The sequence below is a fragment of the Sphingomonas sp. genome (genome assembly GCF_024508665.1).
GTDB lineage: Bacteria > Pseudomonadota > Alphaproteobacteria > Sphingomonadales > Sphingomonadaceae > Sphingomonas.
Map to the genome: position 1 here is coordinate 509,556 of NZ_JANINP010000006.1, position 16,521 is coordinate 526,076.

Below are 16,521 nucleotides of genomic sequence, written 5' to 3' on the forward strand. Positions count from 1 at the left end.
ATGTCGCGCTCGCGATCAGCGCCATAGGCCGCGGCGGGCGCCGCGTCAAAGCGCCAGCGACCAGGTCTGGCCGATCAGGTCCTGGCCGAATGAATGATGCGGCGCTTCGTCCACCAGCACGAAACCGGCGCGTTCATATATCTGGCGCGCGGCGGTGAGGACGCTATTGGTCCAAAGATCGAGCCGCTTGTATCCGGCCGCGCGCGCGCGATCGACGCAGGCCGCGACCAACATCTTGCCGACGCCGGTCCCGCGCGCGTCGCGCTCGACATAGAGCAGGCGCAATTTGCCCACGTCCGGTTCGTCACCATGAACCAGGAAGATCGAGCCCGCCATCCGGCCGTCCATCTCCGCTATCCACGCGGCGTCGCGAGCGGGATCGAAGGACTGGTGGAAGTCGGCAAGGATGCGCGCGACCAGCGCCTCATAGTCGCTATTCCAGCCATATTCCTCCGCATAGAGGATCGCCTGTCGAGCGATCACCATGCCGAGGTCGCCGGGCCGAAGTCTGCGCAGGATGGGCCCGGATGGGTCTTCCTCGAACACACGGGTAATCGTGCTCGCCGCCGAAAGCATCGCCGCGCGCCGGAATGGCGGCAATTCGTCCAGCAGCGCGCCAATCGCGCGGCGCGTGTTGTTTTCCAAAGCGGTAAAGGCTGCCCGGCCTTGATCGGTGAGCGCCAGCAATTGATGGCGACCATGCGATGGGTCGTCGCGCGTCGCGACCAGGCCGCGATTGGCGAACCGCTTGATCGTGCGGCTGATCTGCGCCGGATCGAGACGGAGCGCGCGGGCGATCTCGGCGCCGGTCGGGTCGGACCGATTGGCCAGCTCGTAGAGAACGCGGGCCTCGCTCAGGGTGAACGGGCTGTCATCGAGATGCGCGTCGAGCAGTCCGAGTCGGCTGGTATAGACTCGGTTGAATGCGCGTAGCGCGGCCACATCCCGCTCCTGTCGAATCGTCATCTCGCTTCATCCGCCATGTTGATCGAATCAACATTATAGGATGATGACTGAATCAACAATACGCGTATATTGGGCTGGCCTCGGCTAGTCCCGGCTGCCGATTCCGCGCCGCATCATCTTCCTCAACTGGCCCGGCATCCAGCGCGCTGCGAATTTCATGCGGAAGGCGGTCTTGCCGACATAGGTGTGGACGGCATCGCCATGGACCGCGTTCCACGCCGCGTCCGCGACGTCGGCGGCGCTGCTCAGTTCCAACCCGCCCTCGGTCACCGTCTCGCGAATAGTGCGATTGCTGCCCTCGATCGGTCCCTGGAGCAGGGGCGTGTCGATAAAGGCGGGGACGAGGTCGCGGACCTTGATGCCGTCGCCATACCATTCGCCGTCGAGCGCCTCAGTCAACGAGCGCACGCCGAACTTGGTCGCCGAATAGACCGACAGGCCGGCCGAGCCGTAGATCGCCGAGGCCGAGGCGGTGTTGAGCAGGCAGGATCCCGGCGTCTTGGCCAGATAGGCATGGCCGATCTTGGCGCCGTTGAGCACGCCGACCAGGTTGATCTGGACGACACGGTCGAGATCCTCGAAGCTCATCTCGGCGATCGGGCCGCCGGTGCCGATGCCGGCGTTGTTGAACAGCACGTCGAGCCGCCCGCCGGTCTTCGACGTGAAATCGTCGAGGTCGGTCTTCCACGAATCGCGATCGCGCACGTCCATGATGTAGGTGTCGCTCATGCCCACGGGCAGCAATGCCGCGGTTTCGCTCAGCCCCTTGGCGTTGACGTCGGCCAGACCGACACGCCAGCCCTCGCGCGCGAAACGCTGCGCGACGGCGCGTCCGATGCCCGATCCACCACCGGTGATGAAGATTGCCTTCGTTTCCATCCTCGCTCCCCTTGATCTCGTCATGTCGGACGTGTTCCGGCATCCAACCATCCCCAAGCCACAGGCTTGCGGCACGTTGGACCCCGGAACAAGTCCGGGGTGACGAATTTGGCGGTTTGACCCTATCGCTCAGCTCCCGCACAACGGCGCCGTGAGCACGCAGGGCCCTTCTCTCGAACTAAGCGGCGTAACCAAATCCTATCCAGGCGGCACTGTCGCGGTAGACGACGTCTCGGTCGAGATCGCCGGCGGCAGCTTCGTCGCACTGGTCGGCAGTTCGGGGTCGGGCAAGTCGACGCTGCTCAAGACGATCAACGGGCTGATCGAGCCGAGCAAGGGCAGCATCGCGATCGACGGGCAGGCGATCGACGTCGAGGATCGCTTCCGGCTGCGGCGGCGGATCGGCTATGTCTTCCAGAATATCGGACTGTTCCCCCATCTGACGGTTGCAGAGAATGTCGCGATCGGGCTCAGGCTGGAGGGCGAGAAGAACCCCCGCACGCGCGTTGCCGAGTTGCTCGGACTGGTCGATCTGCCGGCCGATTTCGCCGAGCGGATGCCCGACGCCTTGTCGGGCGGCCAGCGTCAGCGTGTCGGCGTGGCGCGTGCCTTGGCGACGGAGCCGCGCCTGCTGCTGATGGACGAGCCGTTCGGCGCGCTCGATCCGGTCACGCGCGACCAATTGGGCGGCGCGATCCGCGCGTTGCATGATCGGCTCGGGCTGACCACCATCATGGTCACGCACGACATGGCCGAGGCGCTGCTGCTCGCCGACCGCGTGCTGGTGATGGAAAGGGGACGGATCGTTGCCGATGCAACCCCGTATGGGCTGTTAGCAGGGCAGGGCGGGGCGGAGGCGCAGGCGTTGGTCGCGGTGCCGCGCGAGCAGATGAGGCGATTGGCTGCGCTGGAATCAGAGTCGTGAGGGGGCCGCTCCAATTCCTCCCCGCTCGCGGGGAGGGGGACCAGCCGAAGGCTGGTGGAGAGGGCGCGCCACAAGCGGCACCCCTTGAGGCCTACCCCCTCCACCATCGCTGGCGCGATGGTCCCCCTCCCCGTGCCGGGGAGGATTTCAAGTGACCGACTTCCTCGATGCCCTCGCGCGCGTGCCGGATCTCCTCGCACAACATCTCCTCCTCGCGATGAGCGCGCTGGTTCTCGGAATCATCCTCAGCCTGCCGCTAGCCGTTTGGTCGGCGCGCGTGCCCTCGGTCGGTCGGATCGCGCTCGGCTTCGCCAGCCTAATCCAGACCATACCGAGCCTCGCGCTGCTGGCGCTGTTCTATCCGATCCTGCTGTCGCTCTCGACCCTGGTCGGTGGCGGAATTCCCGCGTTAGGCTTCCTTCCCTCGCTCCTCGCGCTGACGCTCTATGCCTTGCTGCCGATTCTCAGGAACGGGGTGACGGGACTCGCCGGGATCGATCCAGCGGTAATCGAGGCGGCCGACGGCGTCGGGATGACGGCGTGGCAGAAATTGCGGCTAGTCGAGGCGCCGTTGGTCGCACCGGTGCTGATGGCCGGGATTCGAACCGCCGCGGTATGGACGATCGGCGCAGCGACTCTGTCCACCACGGTCGGCCAGCCGAGCCTGGGCGATATGATCTTCGCCGGGCTGCAAACGCAGAATTGGGCGTTGGTTCTCGCCGGGTGCACAGCCGCAGCGGGATTGGCGCTCGCAGTCGACGCGCTGCTTGGCGTGATCGAGCGCGGCATCGCGCGGCGCGGGCGGGGTGGCCCGTGGATCGCGTTCGGTCTGCTCGCGCTCGGCGTCGTGGTTGCCTTGCTCCCGGCGCTCCCGGTCCGGCAGGAAACGGTGACGATCGGCGCCAAGGGCTTTTCCGAGCAATATATCCTGGCGCGGATGATCGGCCATCGGCTCGAGGCGGCAGGCTATCGCGTCCGCTATAAGGAAGGGCTGGGGTCCGGCGTCATGTTCGCGGCGCTGACGTCGAGCGACGTCGATGTCGCGGTCGACTATACCGGCACGATCTGGACCAACGAGATGAAACGGACCGACACGCCGCCGCGCGATGCGATGCTGGCGGCGATCCGAATCTGGCAGCAGAAACAGGGGCTGAACCTGCTTGGGCGGATGGGGTTCGAAAATGCCTATGCCTTCGCGATGCGTGGCGATCGGGCCAAGGCGCTGGGGATCGCCGGTCTCGACGATCTGGTGGCGAAGGCGCCGGAGCTGCAATTCGGCGCCGATCTCGAATTCCTCGAACGCCCCGAATGGAAAGCGGTGCGCGCCGCCTATCCGATCCGGTTCGGGTCGGCCCATGCCTATAGTCCCACCTTCATGTATCGCGCGCTGGAAAGCGGGCAGGCCGATGTGATCTCGGCTTTCTCGTCCGACGGGCGGATCGCCGCCGACAAGCTGACCGTGCTGAGCGATCCCAGGGGCGCTATCCCCAATTACGACGCGATCCTGATCATCGCGCCGCGCTACGCGAAGGATGCGCGGATGATCGCGGCGTTGAAACCGCTGATCGGGCGGGTGCCGGTCGAGGCGATGCGCGAGGCCAATTACATGGTCGATCGCGATGTGGGGAAGGTGACCCCGGACGCGGCGGCGCAGTGGCTGGAGAAGCGGGTGGGGTTGCAGGCGGTAGCGCAGAAGCCGGCCTCTCGACGCGGCTAAGCCGCGTCGGACGGCGCCTTTGGCGCCGCCGGCCGGGCCGGCGCGTCTCCCTGAATAGCACCGCTATTCAGGGGCGCGCTCGGCCTTAGAAAAACACCTTCCTAACACTCAACCGGATCGTGCGACCCATCGGGTCGAGATAATCGGGCTGATAGCTGATCGGCGTGTTGCCGTTGGCGTCGCGGACGCGCTGGCGCGAATCGAGGACGTTGTTGACGGCCAGCGTCACCCGCATGCCCGCTGCCCAAGGGTTCTTCTTGAGGAACTTGAGCTGCTGGGTGAGGTCGGCGAAGAAGCGCAGGTTGATCGTCCCCAGGCTCGAAAAGTCGAGCGGATTGGGGTTGCCCGCCGTGCCGCCCAGCACATGCGTGCCGCTCTGCCAATCGGCCGACAGCCGGACGCCGAGGCCGTTATTGGAATAGCCGCCCTGCGCCTCGAGTTCGTGGCGCGACTGGCCGCCCGACCCGATCGCCCCGCCATTGAGCAGGTCGATCACCGGCAAGGTCGGCGAAATCTCGACCCGGTCGGTGAAATGCCAGGTGTGGTAGAAGGCGAATTGGAGCCGCCCGCCGCCGCCGCCGAACGCGCCGCGTCCGCCGCGCCCCCCGCCGCCACGGAACCCGCCGCCGCCAAAACCACCGCCGCCGACGCGTCCGCCGCCCGGACGGTCGCCGCCGGGTGCACCGTCCTGCGGCGGGGTATTGTTCGCGTTGGGCGCGCTGCCGTTAGCAGGCGGCGTGCCGGCGGCGTTCGGATTGTTGCCATCGCCTTGAGGCCGTTCGCCGAAGCGGCGGCCATTGGGCAGGCGCAGGCCCTGAAACGGATTGGGGCCGGTGCCGGCGCGGAAGGCCTCGACCTGCTTCTGCAGCTTCGACTTGATAGGCTTCGAGATGTTGAAGCCCCAGCGCAATTCTGAGCGGTCGGTGCGCGCGAAATTGACCGCGCGCGTATCGATCGCGGTCAGGTCGCCGTCGGCATCGCGCGTGAAGCGGTCGGGAAAGGCGGCCTCGACCGCCGCCGTCGCCGCCGGGAAGCCGGCGATCGCGTTGCGCACGCTCGACTTCACGTAATTGGCGGTCAGCGTGAAGTCGGTCTTTTCCCATGGTTTCAGGGTCAGCCCGATCTTCAGCGTATGCTTGCTGTCGGCCTTGAGGAAGGGATTGCCGCCGGTCGTGCTGGTGACGCTGACGGTCTCGCCTTTGACATAGTCGAACACCCGGACATTCGGCGTCACGACGGTGGGGTTGGCGAGTTGCGCGGCAGACGGAGCATCGTCCTGGTCGGTCACCGAGGCGATGAAGCGCACACCCTGGATCGGCTGCCAATTGGCGCCGTAACCGCGCGTGGTCAGCGTGCCGAAATCCGACAATTGGTGGACCGCGATATTGCCGTTGAGTGACAGGTCGCCGACGAACGCCAGCACGTGTTTCGACTTGCTCGCGATCGGCACGTCGAGATTGATCTGGCCCGAGGCTTCGTTGCGCGTGGTCGATCCGCTGGTGCTGACCAGCGCGTTCTGCGGGTTCAGCCGGTAGGACTGGCTGTCGAGGCTCGATAGCGATCCGCCGACGCGGATTGCGGTCGAGATGTCGCCGGCGGGCAACTTGAGCAGCTTGCCATTGACCAGCGCGTCGACGCCGCCGCTATTGGATGTCGATTGCCCCCGATTGGCCGGTGCGATCGAGTAATCGAGCGGATTGATCGGCCCGAGCGGATTGAACGTCGGATCGCCGGCATCGAGCCGGGCCTGAAGGGCGCTGACGTCGAACCCCGTCTCGCTGAACGTCTCACTGTCGACGCGATCGTAATTAGCGGTCAGCGACCAGCGCCATTGCGTCCCGAACTGGCCGTTGAAGCCGGTGCCGAGATGGTAGGTCAGCGCCGAATTGCGCTGCTTGAGTGGGTCATAGCCAGTGGGAACGCGATTGATGTCGACATCGTCAGCGGACGTAGAGAACGGGTTGCCCGCGGGCAGCGTCAGGTCGAGCGTAGGCAGGCCCTGCGCACCGGTCGATTCGGTGTACTGGAACGTGCCGTTGATCGTCGCATTCACTTTGCCCAGCGGCCGGGCATAGACGAGGTTGGTCTGGAAATTGCGGCTTGACGACAACAGGGTACGATAGGGCCGCTGATCAAAGCCCGGATTGAGATCGATCGTTCCCGGTACCACCGGCCTCGTCACCGGCGGCAGGATGTCGCGCTCATTCTCATAGAGCGGCGAACTGTCGGTATAGCCGGCATGCAGACTGAACCGATTGTTGCGGCGGATCGTGACGATGTCGCCGGTCACCGACGGCGTGTTGCGGCCACCCTCGGTCGCAACCTGGCCCCCAAGCTCGGTAGTGATCGACTTGAAGCGCTGGCGAAGGACGATGTTCACGACCTTCTGATCAGCCGAATAGCCGTATTTGAGCGCGACTTCCTCGGGCAGGATGTCGACGCGTGCGATCGCCTCGGTCGGCAGATCGCGGATTTCAGCGAAGCTCGAAATGCGGCGGCCATTGAGCAGCACAACGGGGGCGCCACCCGACCCACGGTCGCTGCGGATCTGCGGCGCGAGTTCGGTCAACAAGTCGCTGATGCTGTTGACGCCGTAGGAGCGGACATCGGCCGGCCCGAGCGACTGTTCGGGCGGAATATCGCCGACCACCGCGCCGGGCAGGCTGCGCGACCCGGTGACGACGATGTCGTTTTCCTCTGGACCGTCGTCCTCCGATTGTGGCGCGGATGCCGGCTTCGACTGCGGGGGGGCGGGGGTCGGCGCGGGCGGAGGGACGGTTTGGGCATGGAGCGCGACGGGCGCACTGCCGGCAAGCAACAGGACAAGACTGATCGAACGACGCATTTATTTTCCGCTACTGGTCGGGAGCAACGCAGGCCACTACATTCGAATTGTCGCAGAAATGTGCCGTTTCGGTGCCTTCGTGGCGGCGGGACACATCCGAGGAGTGAGCGATGCGGATCACCGTCAACGGTCAAGTGCGCGAAATAGAGGTGGACCCGCGAACTACCCTGCTCGATCTGTTGCGCGAGCATCTCGGCCTGACCGGCGCCAAGAAGGGATGCGATCACGGCCAATGCGGCGCGTGCACGGTGCTGGTCGACGGCCGACGTATCAATGCCTGTCTGAGCCTGGCGGTAATGCACGAAGGCGATGAGGTGGTGACGATCGAGGGCCTGGGCAGGGCGGACGAACTCAGCCCGTTGCAGGCGGCGTTCGTCCATCACGATGGCTTCCAATGCGGCTATTGCACGCCGGGACAAATCTGTTCGGCGACCGCCATGCTCGACGAAGTGGCTCGGGGCTGGCCGAGCCATGTCAGCGACGATCTCGACGATGTCGAGCTGAGCGATGCCGAAATCCGCGAGCGGATGAGCGGCAATATCTGCCGCTGCTCGGCCTATCCGACGATCGTCGCGGCGATCCGAGAAGTGGCGGATGCCGAGCGCCTGGCGGAGGCAGCGGAATGAAGCCGTTCGAATATGCGCGGGCCGCGACCATCGAGGAGGCGCTGGCCGCGGGTGCCGGTGGCGGGCGCTACATCGCCGGAGGTACCAATCTGGTCGACCTGATGAAATTGCAGGTCGAGACGCCAGAGAAACTGGTGGATATCAGTCGGCTGGCACTTGATAGCGTCGAGCAGACCGCTGACGGCGGCGTGCGGATCGGGGCGTTGGTGCCCAATAGCGATCTCGCCGCGCATCCGCTGATCCGCGTACAATATCCGATGCTGAGCCGGGCCCTGTTGGCAGGCGCGTCGGCGCAATTGCGCAACAAGGCGTCGGTCGCGGGCAATCTGCTGCAGCGAACGCGCTGCTATTATTTCTACGAGACCGCGGCGGCCTGCAACAAGCGCGAGCCCGGCAGCGGCTGTGATGCGATCGGCGGGTTCAACCGCATACACGCGGTTCTCGGCACCTCGGCGTCGTGCATCGCGACGCACCCGTCGGACATGGCGGTGGCCTTGCGGGCGCTCGACGCGGTCGTCGTGACAGCGTTGCCAGAGGGACGAGAACGACGGATCGCGCTCGGCGAGCTCTACCGCTTGCCGGGCGACACGCCGGAGATCGAGACGAACCTCAAGCCCGGCGAGATGATCGTTGCGATCGCATTGCCCGTTCCGCCGCCCGGGCGGCAACTGTATCGCAAGGTGCGCGACCGCGCTTCCTACGCCTTCGCCCTGGTGTCGGTCGCGGCGGCGGTGGCGGTCGAGGATGGTGTGATCAGCTCGGCCCGGCTGGCGTTCGGCGGGCTCGCGCCGATGCCGTGGCGCAGCGCCGAGGTCGAAGCGGCGCTTGCCGGCCGGCCTGCAGGAACCGAGGCGTTCGAGGCGGCGGCCGATGCGTTGTTGAGTGAGGCGCGCGGCTACGGGCATAACGACTTCAAGATCGTGCTCGCGCGGCGCACACTGATTGCGTGCTTACGCGACCTTACGGCGTAGCGGGCTGGTTGGTCGCGGCCATCTCGACCGGCTGACGGCCTTTCCAGTCGATGCGCTCGGCGGTTTTCCACGCCGCGTGGAGCTTGGCGTGACCTAGGCCAAAGCCGACCCGATCGGCGGTTTCGGCCCAGGATTCGCCAATTGCGGCCAGCCGCACGTTGGTCGGTCCCGGCGGCAGGTCGTCGACCCAGCCGCTGATCGCGGCCGGGTTGAACAGGGCCAGCCCGAACGTTGCCATGACGACAATCGTGCAGGTCCATTGGAGCGTTGCATGGCCGTCATCGCCTTGGTCGGGAAGATCGGCAGGGAATTCGTAGAGGTCGGACATGGTCGGCTGCCTCAGAAGCGGAAGTAGATGAAGGGCGCGACTCCTTCGAAGCGCATCGCGTCGACCACCAGCATCGCCACGACCAGGGCGCCAGCGAACGCGGGAGCGGGCAGCGCGCGGAGGCGTTGGGCGAGGCGCGTCATCGAATCCCAGCGTAGCGCGTGAACGGCGAGGCCGAACGCGATCAGCAGGACGGTCAGCGGCGTGACGGTGACCGCACCCGTGGCGGGCGCGAAAATTCCGTCGAGATAGGCAAGCGCGTCGCCGAAACTTGCGGCGCGGAAGAAGATCCAGCCAAGTGTCACGACGTGGAACGTCAGTGCGACCTTCGCCCAATGCGGCAGGACGATGTCGCGAGTGCGCGGACTGGTCGTCCAGACTCGCTCGGCCACCAGCGCCGCGCCATGCAACCCGCCCCAGATCACGAAGGTCCAGGCGGCACCGTGCCACAACCCGCCGAGCAGCATCGTGATCATCAGATTGCGGTAGAGCCTGAACTTGCCGCCACGGCTGCCGCCCAGCGCCTCGATATAGAGGTAATCGCGTAGCCAGCGGGATAGGCTGATATGCCAGCGCCGCCAGAATTCCTGGAGCGATGCCGAGCGATACGGCCGGTCGAAATTGCGTGGGAAGCGATAGCCCAGCAAAGCGGCAATGCCGATCGCCATGTCCGAATAGGCCGAGAAATCGCAATAGATCTGAACCGCATAACCATAGGCTGCAAGGATCAGGTCGAGCGAGCCATGCGCCGAGGGGGCCGAGAAGACCGGGTCGACGAACTGGGTCGCCAGTTCGGACGCGATCACCGCCTTCTTGAACAATCCCCACACGATCAGCAGCAGGCCCATCGACACCATGCCGCGATTGAGTTTCGGAGTTTGTTGGAACTGGGGCACGAGATCGGCAGCACGGACGATCGGTCCGGCGACGAGGTGCGGGAAGAACGACATCAGCAGTAATATGTCGAGCAACCGCGCGGCGGGAACGCGCCCGCGATGCACGTCGACGACGTAGCTGATGCCCTGGAACGTGAAGAACGAGATGCCGACCGGCAGGATGACCTGCATCAGGGGGGCCCCCTGGCCGATGCCGATCAGGCTGAGCAAGCTGCCCGCTTGCTGGGCGAAGAAGTCGAAATATTTGAAGAAGCCGAGCACCAGCAGGTTGGCCGCGACGCCGCCGATCAACAGCGCTTTGCGGGCATCCGCATCGTCACTGCGTGCGATCAGCGCGGCGACGCCCCAATTGATCAGTGCCGAACCGATCAGCAGCGGCACGAAGCGCCAGTCCCAAGCGCCGTAGAATATCCAGCTGGCGACGAGCAGGAGCAATTTGCGCCATTCGTTCGATCGTGCGGCCCAGACGGCTGGGAAGACGACCAGGAAGAACAGGCCAAAGGTCAGCGTCGGGAACAGCATCGCGTCACTCGCTCATCGCTGCATCGAGATCGGCCTGGAGCCGGGCGGCGAGCGCCTGACCACCGGGCCAGCGGAAATGGACATGGTCGGGGCGCATCAGCGGGGGCGTTGCCGCGGTCCACGCCCGCGCTGCGCAGGGGCCGCCCATCGCTGCCTGCCAGTCCCAGAATGCGATGCCGAGATCGCGCGCGACGTCGCGCTGCATGCCGCGCACCCGCCCGAGTGCCGGCGGCGCGATCAAAGGGGGCGTTACCGCGTCGGGGCAGCCGAGCAGCGCGCCCTCCGCATTGGCCTTGAGCGCTTGGTTACGGGTCAGCGCATCGGGTGCGCCGAGCATCAGCAATGGGACGCCGGGCGCCAGCGTGCGCAACCGGTCGATCTGGGTGCGTAAACCCGTCTCGTATTCGCGCGGATCGAGGTGCGGCGAGAACCCCTCGTTGGTGCCGAATGCCAGCACGATCAAATCGGGTGCGTATGCGCGCAATTCCTCGGCGATCACGGCGTCGTCGGTGCGGCCGAAATGCCGCAGCTGCGCGCCGACCACGCCGAGATTGGACAGCGCCACGCCGCCTTGGTCACGAAAGGTTGCCCAGGAGGTGATCGTCGTGGGCCGATCACCGGCGGTCACGGTGACCGACGATTGCGGCGTAGCGCTGCGGAGCGTCGTGCAGCGCGGGGTCGGGACGGGAGCGTCGAGGGTGATGCTTTGGTCTGCTCCGCCGAGCCGCACGGTCAGCGTCGCATCATTGGGGCCAGCCATCGCGCACAGTACGAAGCGGTCGAAATCCATTGCTGGGCTGTCGCTGGTCAGCCCGATCGTCGCGCCGGGCTGGAGCGAGGTCAGCGAATAGCTCGAAAGGCCAAGCGGCACCGCCGCATATTCAGACCCCTTGCCGAAGCTCGCCGCGATCCGCCAGCCGGGCGACATCGTCGCGGTCACCCCATGGGTGATATAGCCGTCCCATGGCCGTCCGGCGGCGAGCACGCCGCGCCCGCCATTGCCGTAGCGCGCCTGGAGCAGGTCGCGCCACGCGCCGGTAAGCACATCGCCCGCGGTATGGCTGTCGCCGATCTGGACGATATGCACCGGGCGCCTGCCGGGTGTCCGCGTGCTCGCCGCGTTGAGCTGCGCGAAAACCGGCCGGAGCGTCGCGAGATTGCATGTCTCGCGCCAGCAACTGTCGGCAATGGCCACGCCAGGCAGCAGGGCGAGGACAATAGCGAGGGGCGTGGCGAGCAGTCTCACCGCGCAATCTCGGGCGCAGAGGCGGGAGTCGCATCGATCGCGCGCGTTGCATCGACATAGTCGCGGATCCGCGCTGCGAGCCCCTTGGTTATCCACAGATAGCCGGTCATCGACATATGCACGCCATCGCCCTCGCGAACGAGCGTGCGCTTGCCGGTCTTGGGGTCGGGCAGATAGGCGGCATATTGGCCGTTCCTGTCCGAGGCGAGCGGGCGCGTGTCGATGAACGGCACGTCGAGCCTGGCCATCTCGCTGGCATAGAAATCGTTGATCGCGCCCATGTCGCTGTCGGTCTGCGCCTCGCGCATGCGCGGCAGGCCGACCCAATAGACCATGGCATGGTGGCGTCGGAGCAGGGCGATGAAGCGATCGATCCGCGTCGCGATCTGCGCCTTCCAGCGGTCGCCGAGCATCGGGCCATATTTGCCCTCGTCGGTGATGATGCCCTGGACGTCGTTGGCGCCGAACGAGACGACCGCGATGTCGATCGGATCGGCACCGATCTGCTCGGCGGTATGCGTCTCGATATTGAGCCGCTTGTAGCGCGTGAAGCCGGTTGCCGGCTGGCTATATTTGACGACCTCGAAGTTTGCGCGCGGCAATTGCCGCTGGAGCCCAGACCAGACACCGTCGCCGTACGAATCGCCGAACACCGCGACGCGCACCGGGCGGCCTTGGCGCAAGGTAGCGATCAACTGTTTTTGCGGCACCGATCCGCATAAGCGCGCGGCGGCGACCTCAGGCGGCGCAGCGTTCATCTTGGCGGGAATTGCGCAAACCGAGGCTTTTACTGCGGACGTGCCAGAACCGGCGTGTCCAGCGAAGCCGAGACCTATGGCAGCCCCGGCGCACACGCCGAGGAGGAGGACCGCGGAGCGATCCAATATTATGAATGGCAATGGCATGGTGAACCCGTCAGTTCGAGTACGACGTCGAGATACGCCGAATCATTTCACCAATCAACAGTATTTAGCAAAAAATGTGTGGAGATTACTTCGTAGATGATTAGGCTATACTATACAGCTGCTAAAAGCTTTCCATCATTGTCGCAGGCTAAATGCCGTACCTGCGTATAAATGGCGGTCTATCGCCGATATATCGGCAAGAATCTGGTATCAGTATTCGACCGCATTACTATCTTCGTCGGTTTTCCGCTGTTTTACCCGCCTACTGGGGATTCTCGCGACTAAAACGTCGATCGTTTCACCAACGACATTTTGTCTCACGAGCATTCGAGCGACGGGCTGAGCTAAAATGCCGGTGAACCGTTCTCCGTCCGCGACGAATCGAAAATTATTTTGGACGCGTTCGCATTTCTGGTCGAATCGCGGCCACGAGTCGCATCCTCAACCGGCCGCGCGTCGGGTCGCCTCACGCATAGCTTAGCCACGCGTTTCGCCGAATTGTCGGGCTAGCCCGTGCGGGCCGGGCGCTGCTAGGCCGGTCATTGAGGAGCCGCTACGGGATGCGTCAATCAATTCAAAGGCCTGCGATCGCATCGCTGATTGGGATGGCGCGCAAATGCGCGCCAGTCTTGGCCGTCTTGGCTGCGATTGCGATCCCCGGGCGTGGCGGCGCCGACGGGCGGAGCGGAGGCTCGGGGTTCGACATCAGCGGCATGGATCGTAGCGTCGCGCCGGGCGCCGACTTCTTCCGCTACGCCAACGGCGCATGGGAGCGCCGCACCGCGATCCCGGCGGACCGATCGAGCGTCGGCACCATCGGCCAGTTGGACGATCTCAGCCGGGCGCAGGTCCATACCATCCTGGACGAACTGGCCGGCGACCGTACCAGCCGCGCCGGGACGGCTTATCGAGCATTCCTCGACCAGGATCGCCTCGACCGGTTGGGTATGGCGCCCGCCAGTGCCTGGCTGACGACATTGCGCGCGATTCGGACGCCCTCGGATTATTGGACGGCTGCGGCACGGGCGGGCCGACGCGGCGTCGCGCTGCCGATCGCATTTGCGGTCGAACCCGACGATGGCGATCCTGATCACTACGCGCTGACCGTGTCGCAAGGCGCGCTCGGCATGCCCGATCGCGATTACTACATCTCCGACACCGGCCCAATGCGGCAAGCGCGCGCGGCGTATCGAGAATATCTGGCCCGCATGCTCCGCATCGCCGGTGTCGGAACCCCCGATGGTATGGCGGACGCAATACTTCGTCTCGAGGTCGCGATCGCAGCGGCGCAATGGTCTGCCGCCGACAGCCGTGACGCGGCCCGCACCTATAATCCCGTGGCCGTACCGTCGCTCGACGCGGGACGCGGGCCCTATCGGGTCGCGACGTTGCTGCCGGCGCTGGGCTATCGCGCCACGCGCGTCATCGTGCGCCAACCGGACGCGGTCGCCAAGACACTGCGGCTGATCGATGCCGCGCCGGTCGCGACGCTGCGCGCCATGCTGATCGTCCGCACGCTGCATCGTTATGCCGAGGTCCTGCCGGCCGATCTGCGCGCCGCCGATTTCGCCTTTTATGGCCATGCGATCGATGGCGTCGACACGCCCGAGCCGCGCTGGCGGCGGGCGATCGCCTTCGTGCTCGATGCGGTGCCGGACGAGGTCAGCAAGCTTTATGCGGCGCGCCATTTCACGCCGGCGACGCGCGTCGCGGCGCAGACGATGGTGGGTAATCTGGTCGCGGCCTTTGGGCGCCGGATCGACGCGCTCGACTGGATGACGCCGGAGACGAAAGCGCGTGCGCGCCGCAAGCTGGCGGCGTTCCATGCCCAAATCGGCTATCCCGATCGCTGGCACGATTATACCGGCCTGACGATGCGCGACGGTGACGCATTCGGCAATGCCGTGCGGGCCGCGGAGTTTGGCCATGACTGGGAAGCGGCCAAGGTCGGGCGTCCCGTCTATCGCTGGGAATGGAGCGCGACGCCGATGACGGTCGACGCCTTCGCCAATTATCCCAAGATCGCGATCACCTTTCCCGCCGCGATCCTGCAGCCGCCATTCTTCGATCCTGCGGTCGATCCGGCGGTCAATTATGGCGGGATCGGCGCGTCGATCGCGCACGAGATGACGCACCAGTTCGACGATCAGGGCGCCAAATATGACGAGCATGGGCGGCTGGCGACCTGGTGGTCGGCGGCCGATCGCGCCGCGTTCGCCAAACGTACCGCAGTGCTCGCGGAACAGTTCGACACATATGAGCCGCTACCCGGCCGGCACGTCAACGGCGCGCTGACGCTCGGCGAGAACATCGCCGACCTGGGCGGCCTGACGATAGCCTATGACGCCTATCGCGCTTCGCTCGGCGGACGAGAGGCGCCGGTGATCGACGGCCTGACCGGGGATCAGCGCTTCTTCCTGGGCTGGGCACAAATCTGGCGACTCAAATATCGCGACGCGGATCTGAGGCGACGGTTGCTGACCAACCCGCATGCGCCCGCCGCGCAGCGGGTATGGACCGTGCGCAACATGGAAGCATGGGCGCGCGCATTCGGTGTCGGCGCCGGGGACCCGTTGTATCTCGCACCGGTCAATCGGGCGGCCATCTGGTAAGCGATCCGCCCCGCGCACATCGCTGCTTGCCGATGCCGTAATTGTACGTAAGCGACGTGACGAGCGCATAACGTTATAACTAAAGATAGATCGTGTTCGTTTTGGACATAGTTCATCTCCAATGTAACGATAAATGAACGAATATATTGTACATGTAAGTTATTGTATATGCCGTGGCTGTGACTGGATCGGCCAGGCGGGTGGGAGGCGGAGTGCCGGGGATTTTCGTCAGGGCTTCGGAGTTTGCGCGGCAGTTCGGCCATCTCAGCCAAGCCGGAAGGCCAGTATTCGTCACGCATCACGGGCGCGAAACCCACGCCCTGCTGCCGATCGCTCATTATAACGAATTTGTCGCTACTGCGAAAAGCGACGATCATGATTCGCTCTTTTCAAACCAGGAACTTGCCGACTGGCTGCCATTATTGCTCGTCGTCGTTGACGCGGAGCGGAACATCATCATGGCCAACCGCACCGCGCACGCGATGGCGCGCAAGGCGGAAGGAAGCCTTCCCGGGAGCGGCTTGTTCGATGCCTTCCCGGCGCTCAGGGAAACCATGTTCGAGAGTTATTGCAACCGGACCGAGCGCACGGGCGAGCCCAGTTCGTTCGAACTGCCGGGGCTGTTCGGGTCGGACACCTGGCATCGTATGGAGACGTTCCGCACGCATCAGGGCGTCGTGATGCTCGCGCGCGATATTACCGACGATGTGAAGGCCTATCGGTTGGCCGACACGAAAAAGGCGGTGATCGAAGCGATCCTCGCGCATGGCGGGATCGGCTATATCTGGTTCAACGTGCGCGGACGGATCGAGGAAGTCGATGCCGCGATGAGCGACCTGCTCCAGCTTCCCCGCGAGCGGCTGTCCAACGTCTCGGTCATCGACCTCCTTCCGGTCGGCCAGCGCGTGATGCTGCGCGAAGTGATAGAGAATGTGCTGAGCCATGGCGGCACGCAACGGTTCGAGACCGAGTTCCTGCGCAACGACGGCACCACCGTGCCGGTGGTTGGGGCGATCAACGACCTGCGCGGCGTCTATGGCAGCGAAGGCGCCGTGATGGTGGTGACGCGCAAATAGTTCGGCC

13 protein-coding genes are annotated in these 16,521 nt (G+C 65.1%); 6 read left to right on the forward strand and 7 right to left on the reverse strand.

Annotated features, from left to right (window positions below; translation table 11 throughout):
* Positions 1–45: 45 nt before the first annotated feature.
* Both Q0L25_RS11345 and Q0L25_RS11350 read right to left on the reverse strand, forming a co-directional pair.
* On the reverse strand, positions 46–942 hold the full coding sequence (locus Q0L25_RS11345) for a helix-turn-helix domain-containing GNAT family N-acetyltransferase (protein WP_296614291.1): 897 nt from the start codon (positions 940–942) through the stop codon (positions 46–48).
* Between the two features lie 108 nt (positions 943–1,050).
* Positions 1,051–1,845, reverse strand: coding sequence for an SDR family oxidoreductase (locus Q0L25_RS11350; RefSeq protein ID WP_296614293.1), 795 nt, complete (start codon positions 1,843–1,845; stop codon positions 1,051–1,053).
* Between the two features lie 151 nt (positions 1,846–1,996).
* Between Q0L25_RS11350 and Q0L25_RS11355 the strand changes: the two genes are divergently transcribed.
* Positions 1,997–2,770, forward strand: coding sequence for an ATP-binding cassette domain-containing protein (locus Q0L25_RS11355; protein WP_296614295.1), 774 nt, complete (start codon positions 1,997–1,999; stop codon positions 2,768–2,770).
* A gap of 151 nt (positions 2,771–2,921) precedes the next feature.
* Complete coding sequence (locus Q0L25_RS11360; protein ID WP_296614297.1) at positions 2,922–4,487, forward strand: ABC transporter permease/substrate-binding protein; 1,566 nt, start codon at positions 2,922–2,924, stop codon at positions 4,485–4,487.
* 85 nt (positions 4,488–4,572) lie between these two features.
* Here the strand turns inward: Q0L25_RS11360 and Q0L25_RS11365 are convergent, their stop codons facing one another.
* Positions 4,573–7,332, reverse strand: coding sequence for a TonB-dependent receptor (locus Q0L25_RS11365; RefSeq protein WP_296614299.1), 2,760 nt, complete (start codon positions 7,330–7,332; stop codon positions 4,573–4,575).
* A gap of 110 nt (positions 7,333–7,442) precedes the next feature.
* Between Q0L25_RS11365 and Q0L25_RS11370 the strand changes: the two genes are divergently transcribed.
* Both Q0L25_RS11370 and Q0L25_RS11375 read left to right on the forward strand, forming a co-directional pair.
* Positions 7,443–7,958 carry a 2Fe-2S iron-sulfur cluster-binding protein gene (locus tag Q0L25_RS11370; RefSeq protein WP_296614301.1) on the forward strand — a complete coding sequence of 172 codons (516 nt, stop codon included), beginning with the start codon at positions 7,443–7,445 and terminating at the stop codon, positions 7,956–7,958.
* Complete coding sequence (locus Q0L25_RS11375; protein WP_296614303.1) at positions 7,955–8,929, forward strand: xanthine dehydrogenase family protein subunit M; 975 nt, start codon at positions 7,955–7,957, stop codon at positions 8,927–8,929. The genes Q0L25_RS11370 and Q0L25_RS11375 overlap by 4 nt, the downstream gene beginning before the upstream one ends.
* Here Q0L25_RS11375 and Q0L25_RS11380 read toward each other — a convergent pair.
* From Q0L25_RS11380 to Q0L25_RS11395, 4 genes are read right to left on the reverse strand one after another with little or no spacing between them, the layout of a single operon-like run.
* A complete protein-coding gene (locus tag Q0L25_RS11380) occupies positions 8,919–9,257 on the reverse strand; it encodes a hypothetical protein (protein WP_296614305.1) in 339 nt (112 codons plus the stop codon). The two genes, Q0L25_RS11375 and Q0L25_RS11380, sit on opposite strands and share 11 nt — an antisense overlap.
* Positions 9,258–9,268: 11 nt before the next feature.
* A complete protein-coding gene (locus Q0L25_RS11385; protein WP_296614306.1) occupies positions 9,269–10,675 on the reverse strand; it encodes an MBOAT family protein in 1,407 nt (468 codons plus the stop codon).
* 4 nt (positions 10,676–10,679) lie between these two features.
* The gene (locus Q0L25_RS11390; protein WP_296614308.1) at positions 10,680–11,921 is read right to left on the reverse strand and encodes a GDSL-type esterase/lipase family protein; all 1,242 of its coding nucleotides are present in this window, start codon (positions 11,919–11,921) and stop codon (positions 10,680–10,682) included.
* Positions 11,918–12,679: a DUF459 domain-containing protein gene (locus Q0L25_RS11395; protein WP_296614310.1), complete on the reverse strand. Its 762-nt coding sequence runs from the start codon at positions 12,677–12,679 to the stop codon at positions 11,918–11,920. The genes Q0L25_RS11390 and Q0L25_RS11395 overlap by 4 nt, the downstream gene beginning before the upstream one ends.
* A gap of 785 nt (positions 12,680–13,464) precedes the next feature.
* Between Q0L25_RS11395 and Q0L25_RS11400 the strand changes: the two genes are divergently transcribed.
* Together Q0L25_RS11400 and Q0L25_RS11405 are read left to right on the forward strand one after the other, a co-directional pair.
* Positions 13,465–15,438 carry a M13 family metallopeptidase gene (locus tag Q0L25_RS11400; RefSeq protein WP_296614312.1) on the forward strand — a complete coding sequence of 658 codons (1,974 nt, stop codon included), beginning with the start codon at positions 13,465–13,467 and terminating at the stop codon, positions 15,436–15,438.
* Positions 15,439–15,650: 212 nt separating this feature from the next.
* Complete coding sequence (locus tag Q0L25_RS11405; RefSeq protein ID WP_296614314.1) at positions 15,651–16,514, forward strand: PAS domain-containing protein; 864 nt, start codon at positions 15,651–15,653, stop codon at positions 16,512–16,514.
* Positions 16,515–16,521: the final 7 nt, after the last annotated feature.

Coding starts and splice junctions, on each gene's coding strand:
- Q0L25_RS11380 (WP_296614305.1), bottom strand. CDS start 9,257: ATGTCCGACCTCTACGAATTCCCTGCCGATCTTCCCGACCAAGGCGAT.
- Q0L25_RS11365 (WP_296614299.1), bottom strand. CDS start 7,332: ATGCGTCGTTCGATCAGTCTTGTCCTGTTGCTTGCCGGCAGTGCGCCC.
- Q0L25_RS11395 (WP_296614310.1), bottom strand. CDS start 12,679: ATGAACGCTGCGCCGCCTGAGGTCGCCGCCGCGCGCTTATGCGGATCG.
- Q0L25_RS11370 (WP_296614301.1), top strand. CDS start 7,443: ATGCGGATCACCGTCAACGGTCAAGTGCGCGAAATAGAGGTGGACCCG.
- Q0L25_RS11385 (WP_296614306.1), bottom strand. CDS start 10,675: ATGCTGTTCCCGACGCTGACCTTTGGCCTGTTCTTCCTGGTCGTCTTC.
- Q0L25_RS11375 (WP_296614303.1), top strand. CDS start 7,955: ATGAAGCCGTTCGAATATGCGCGGGCCGCGACCATCGAGGAGGCGCTG.
- Q0L25_RS11350 (WP_296614293.1), bottom strand. CDS start 1,845: ATGGAAACGAAGGCAATCTTCATCACCGGTGGTGGATCGGGCATCGGA.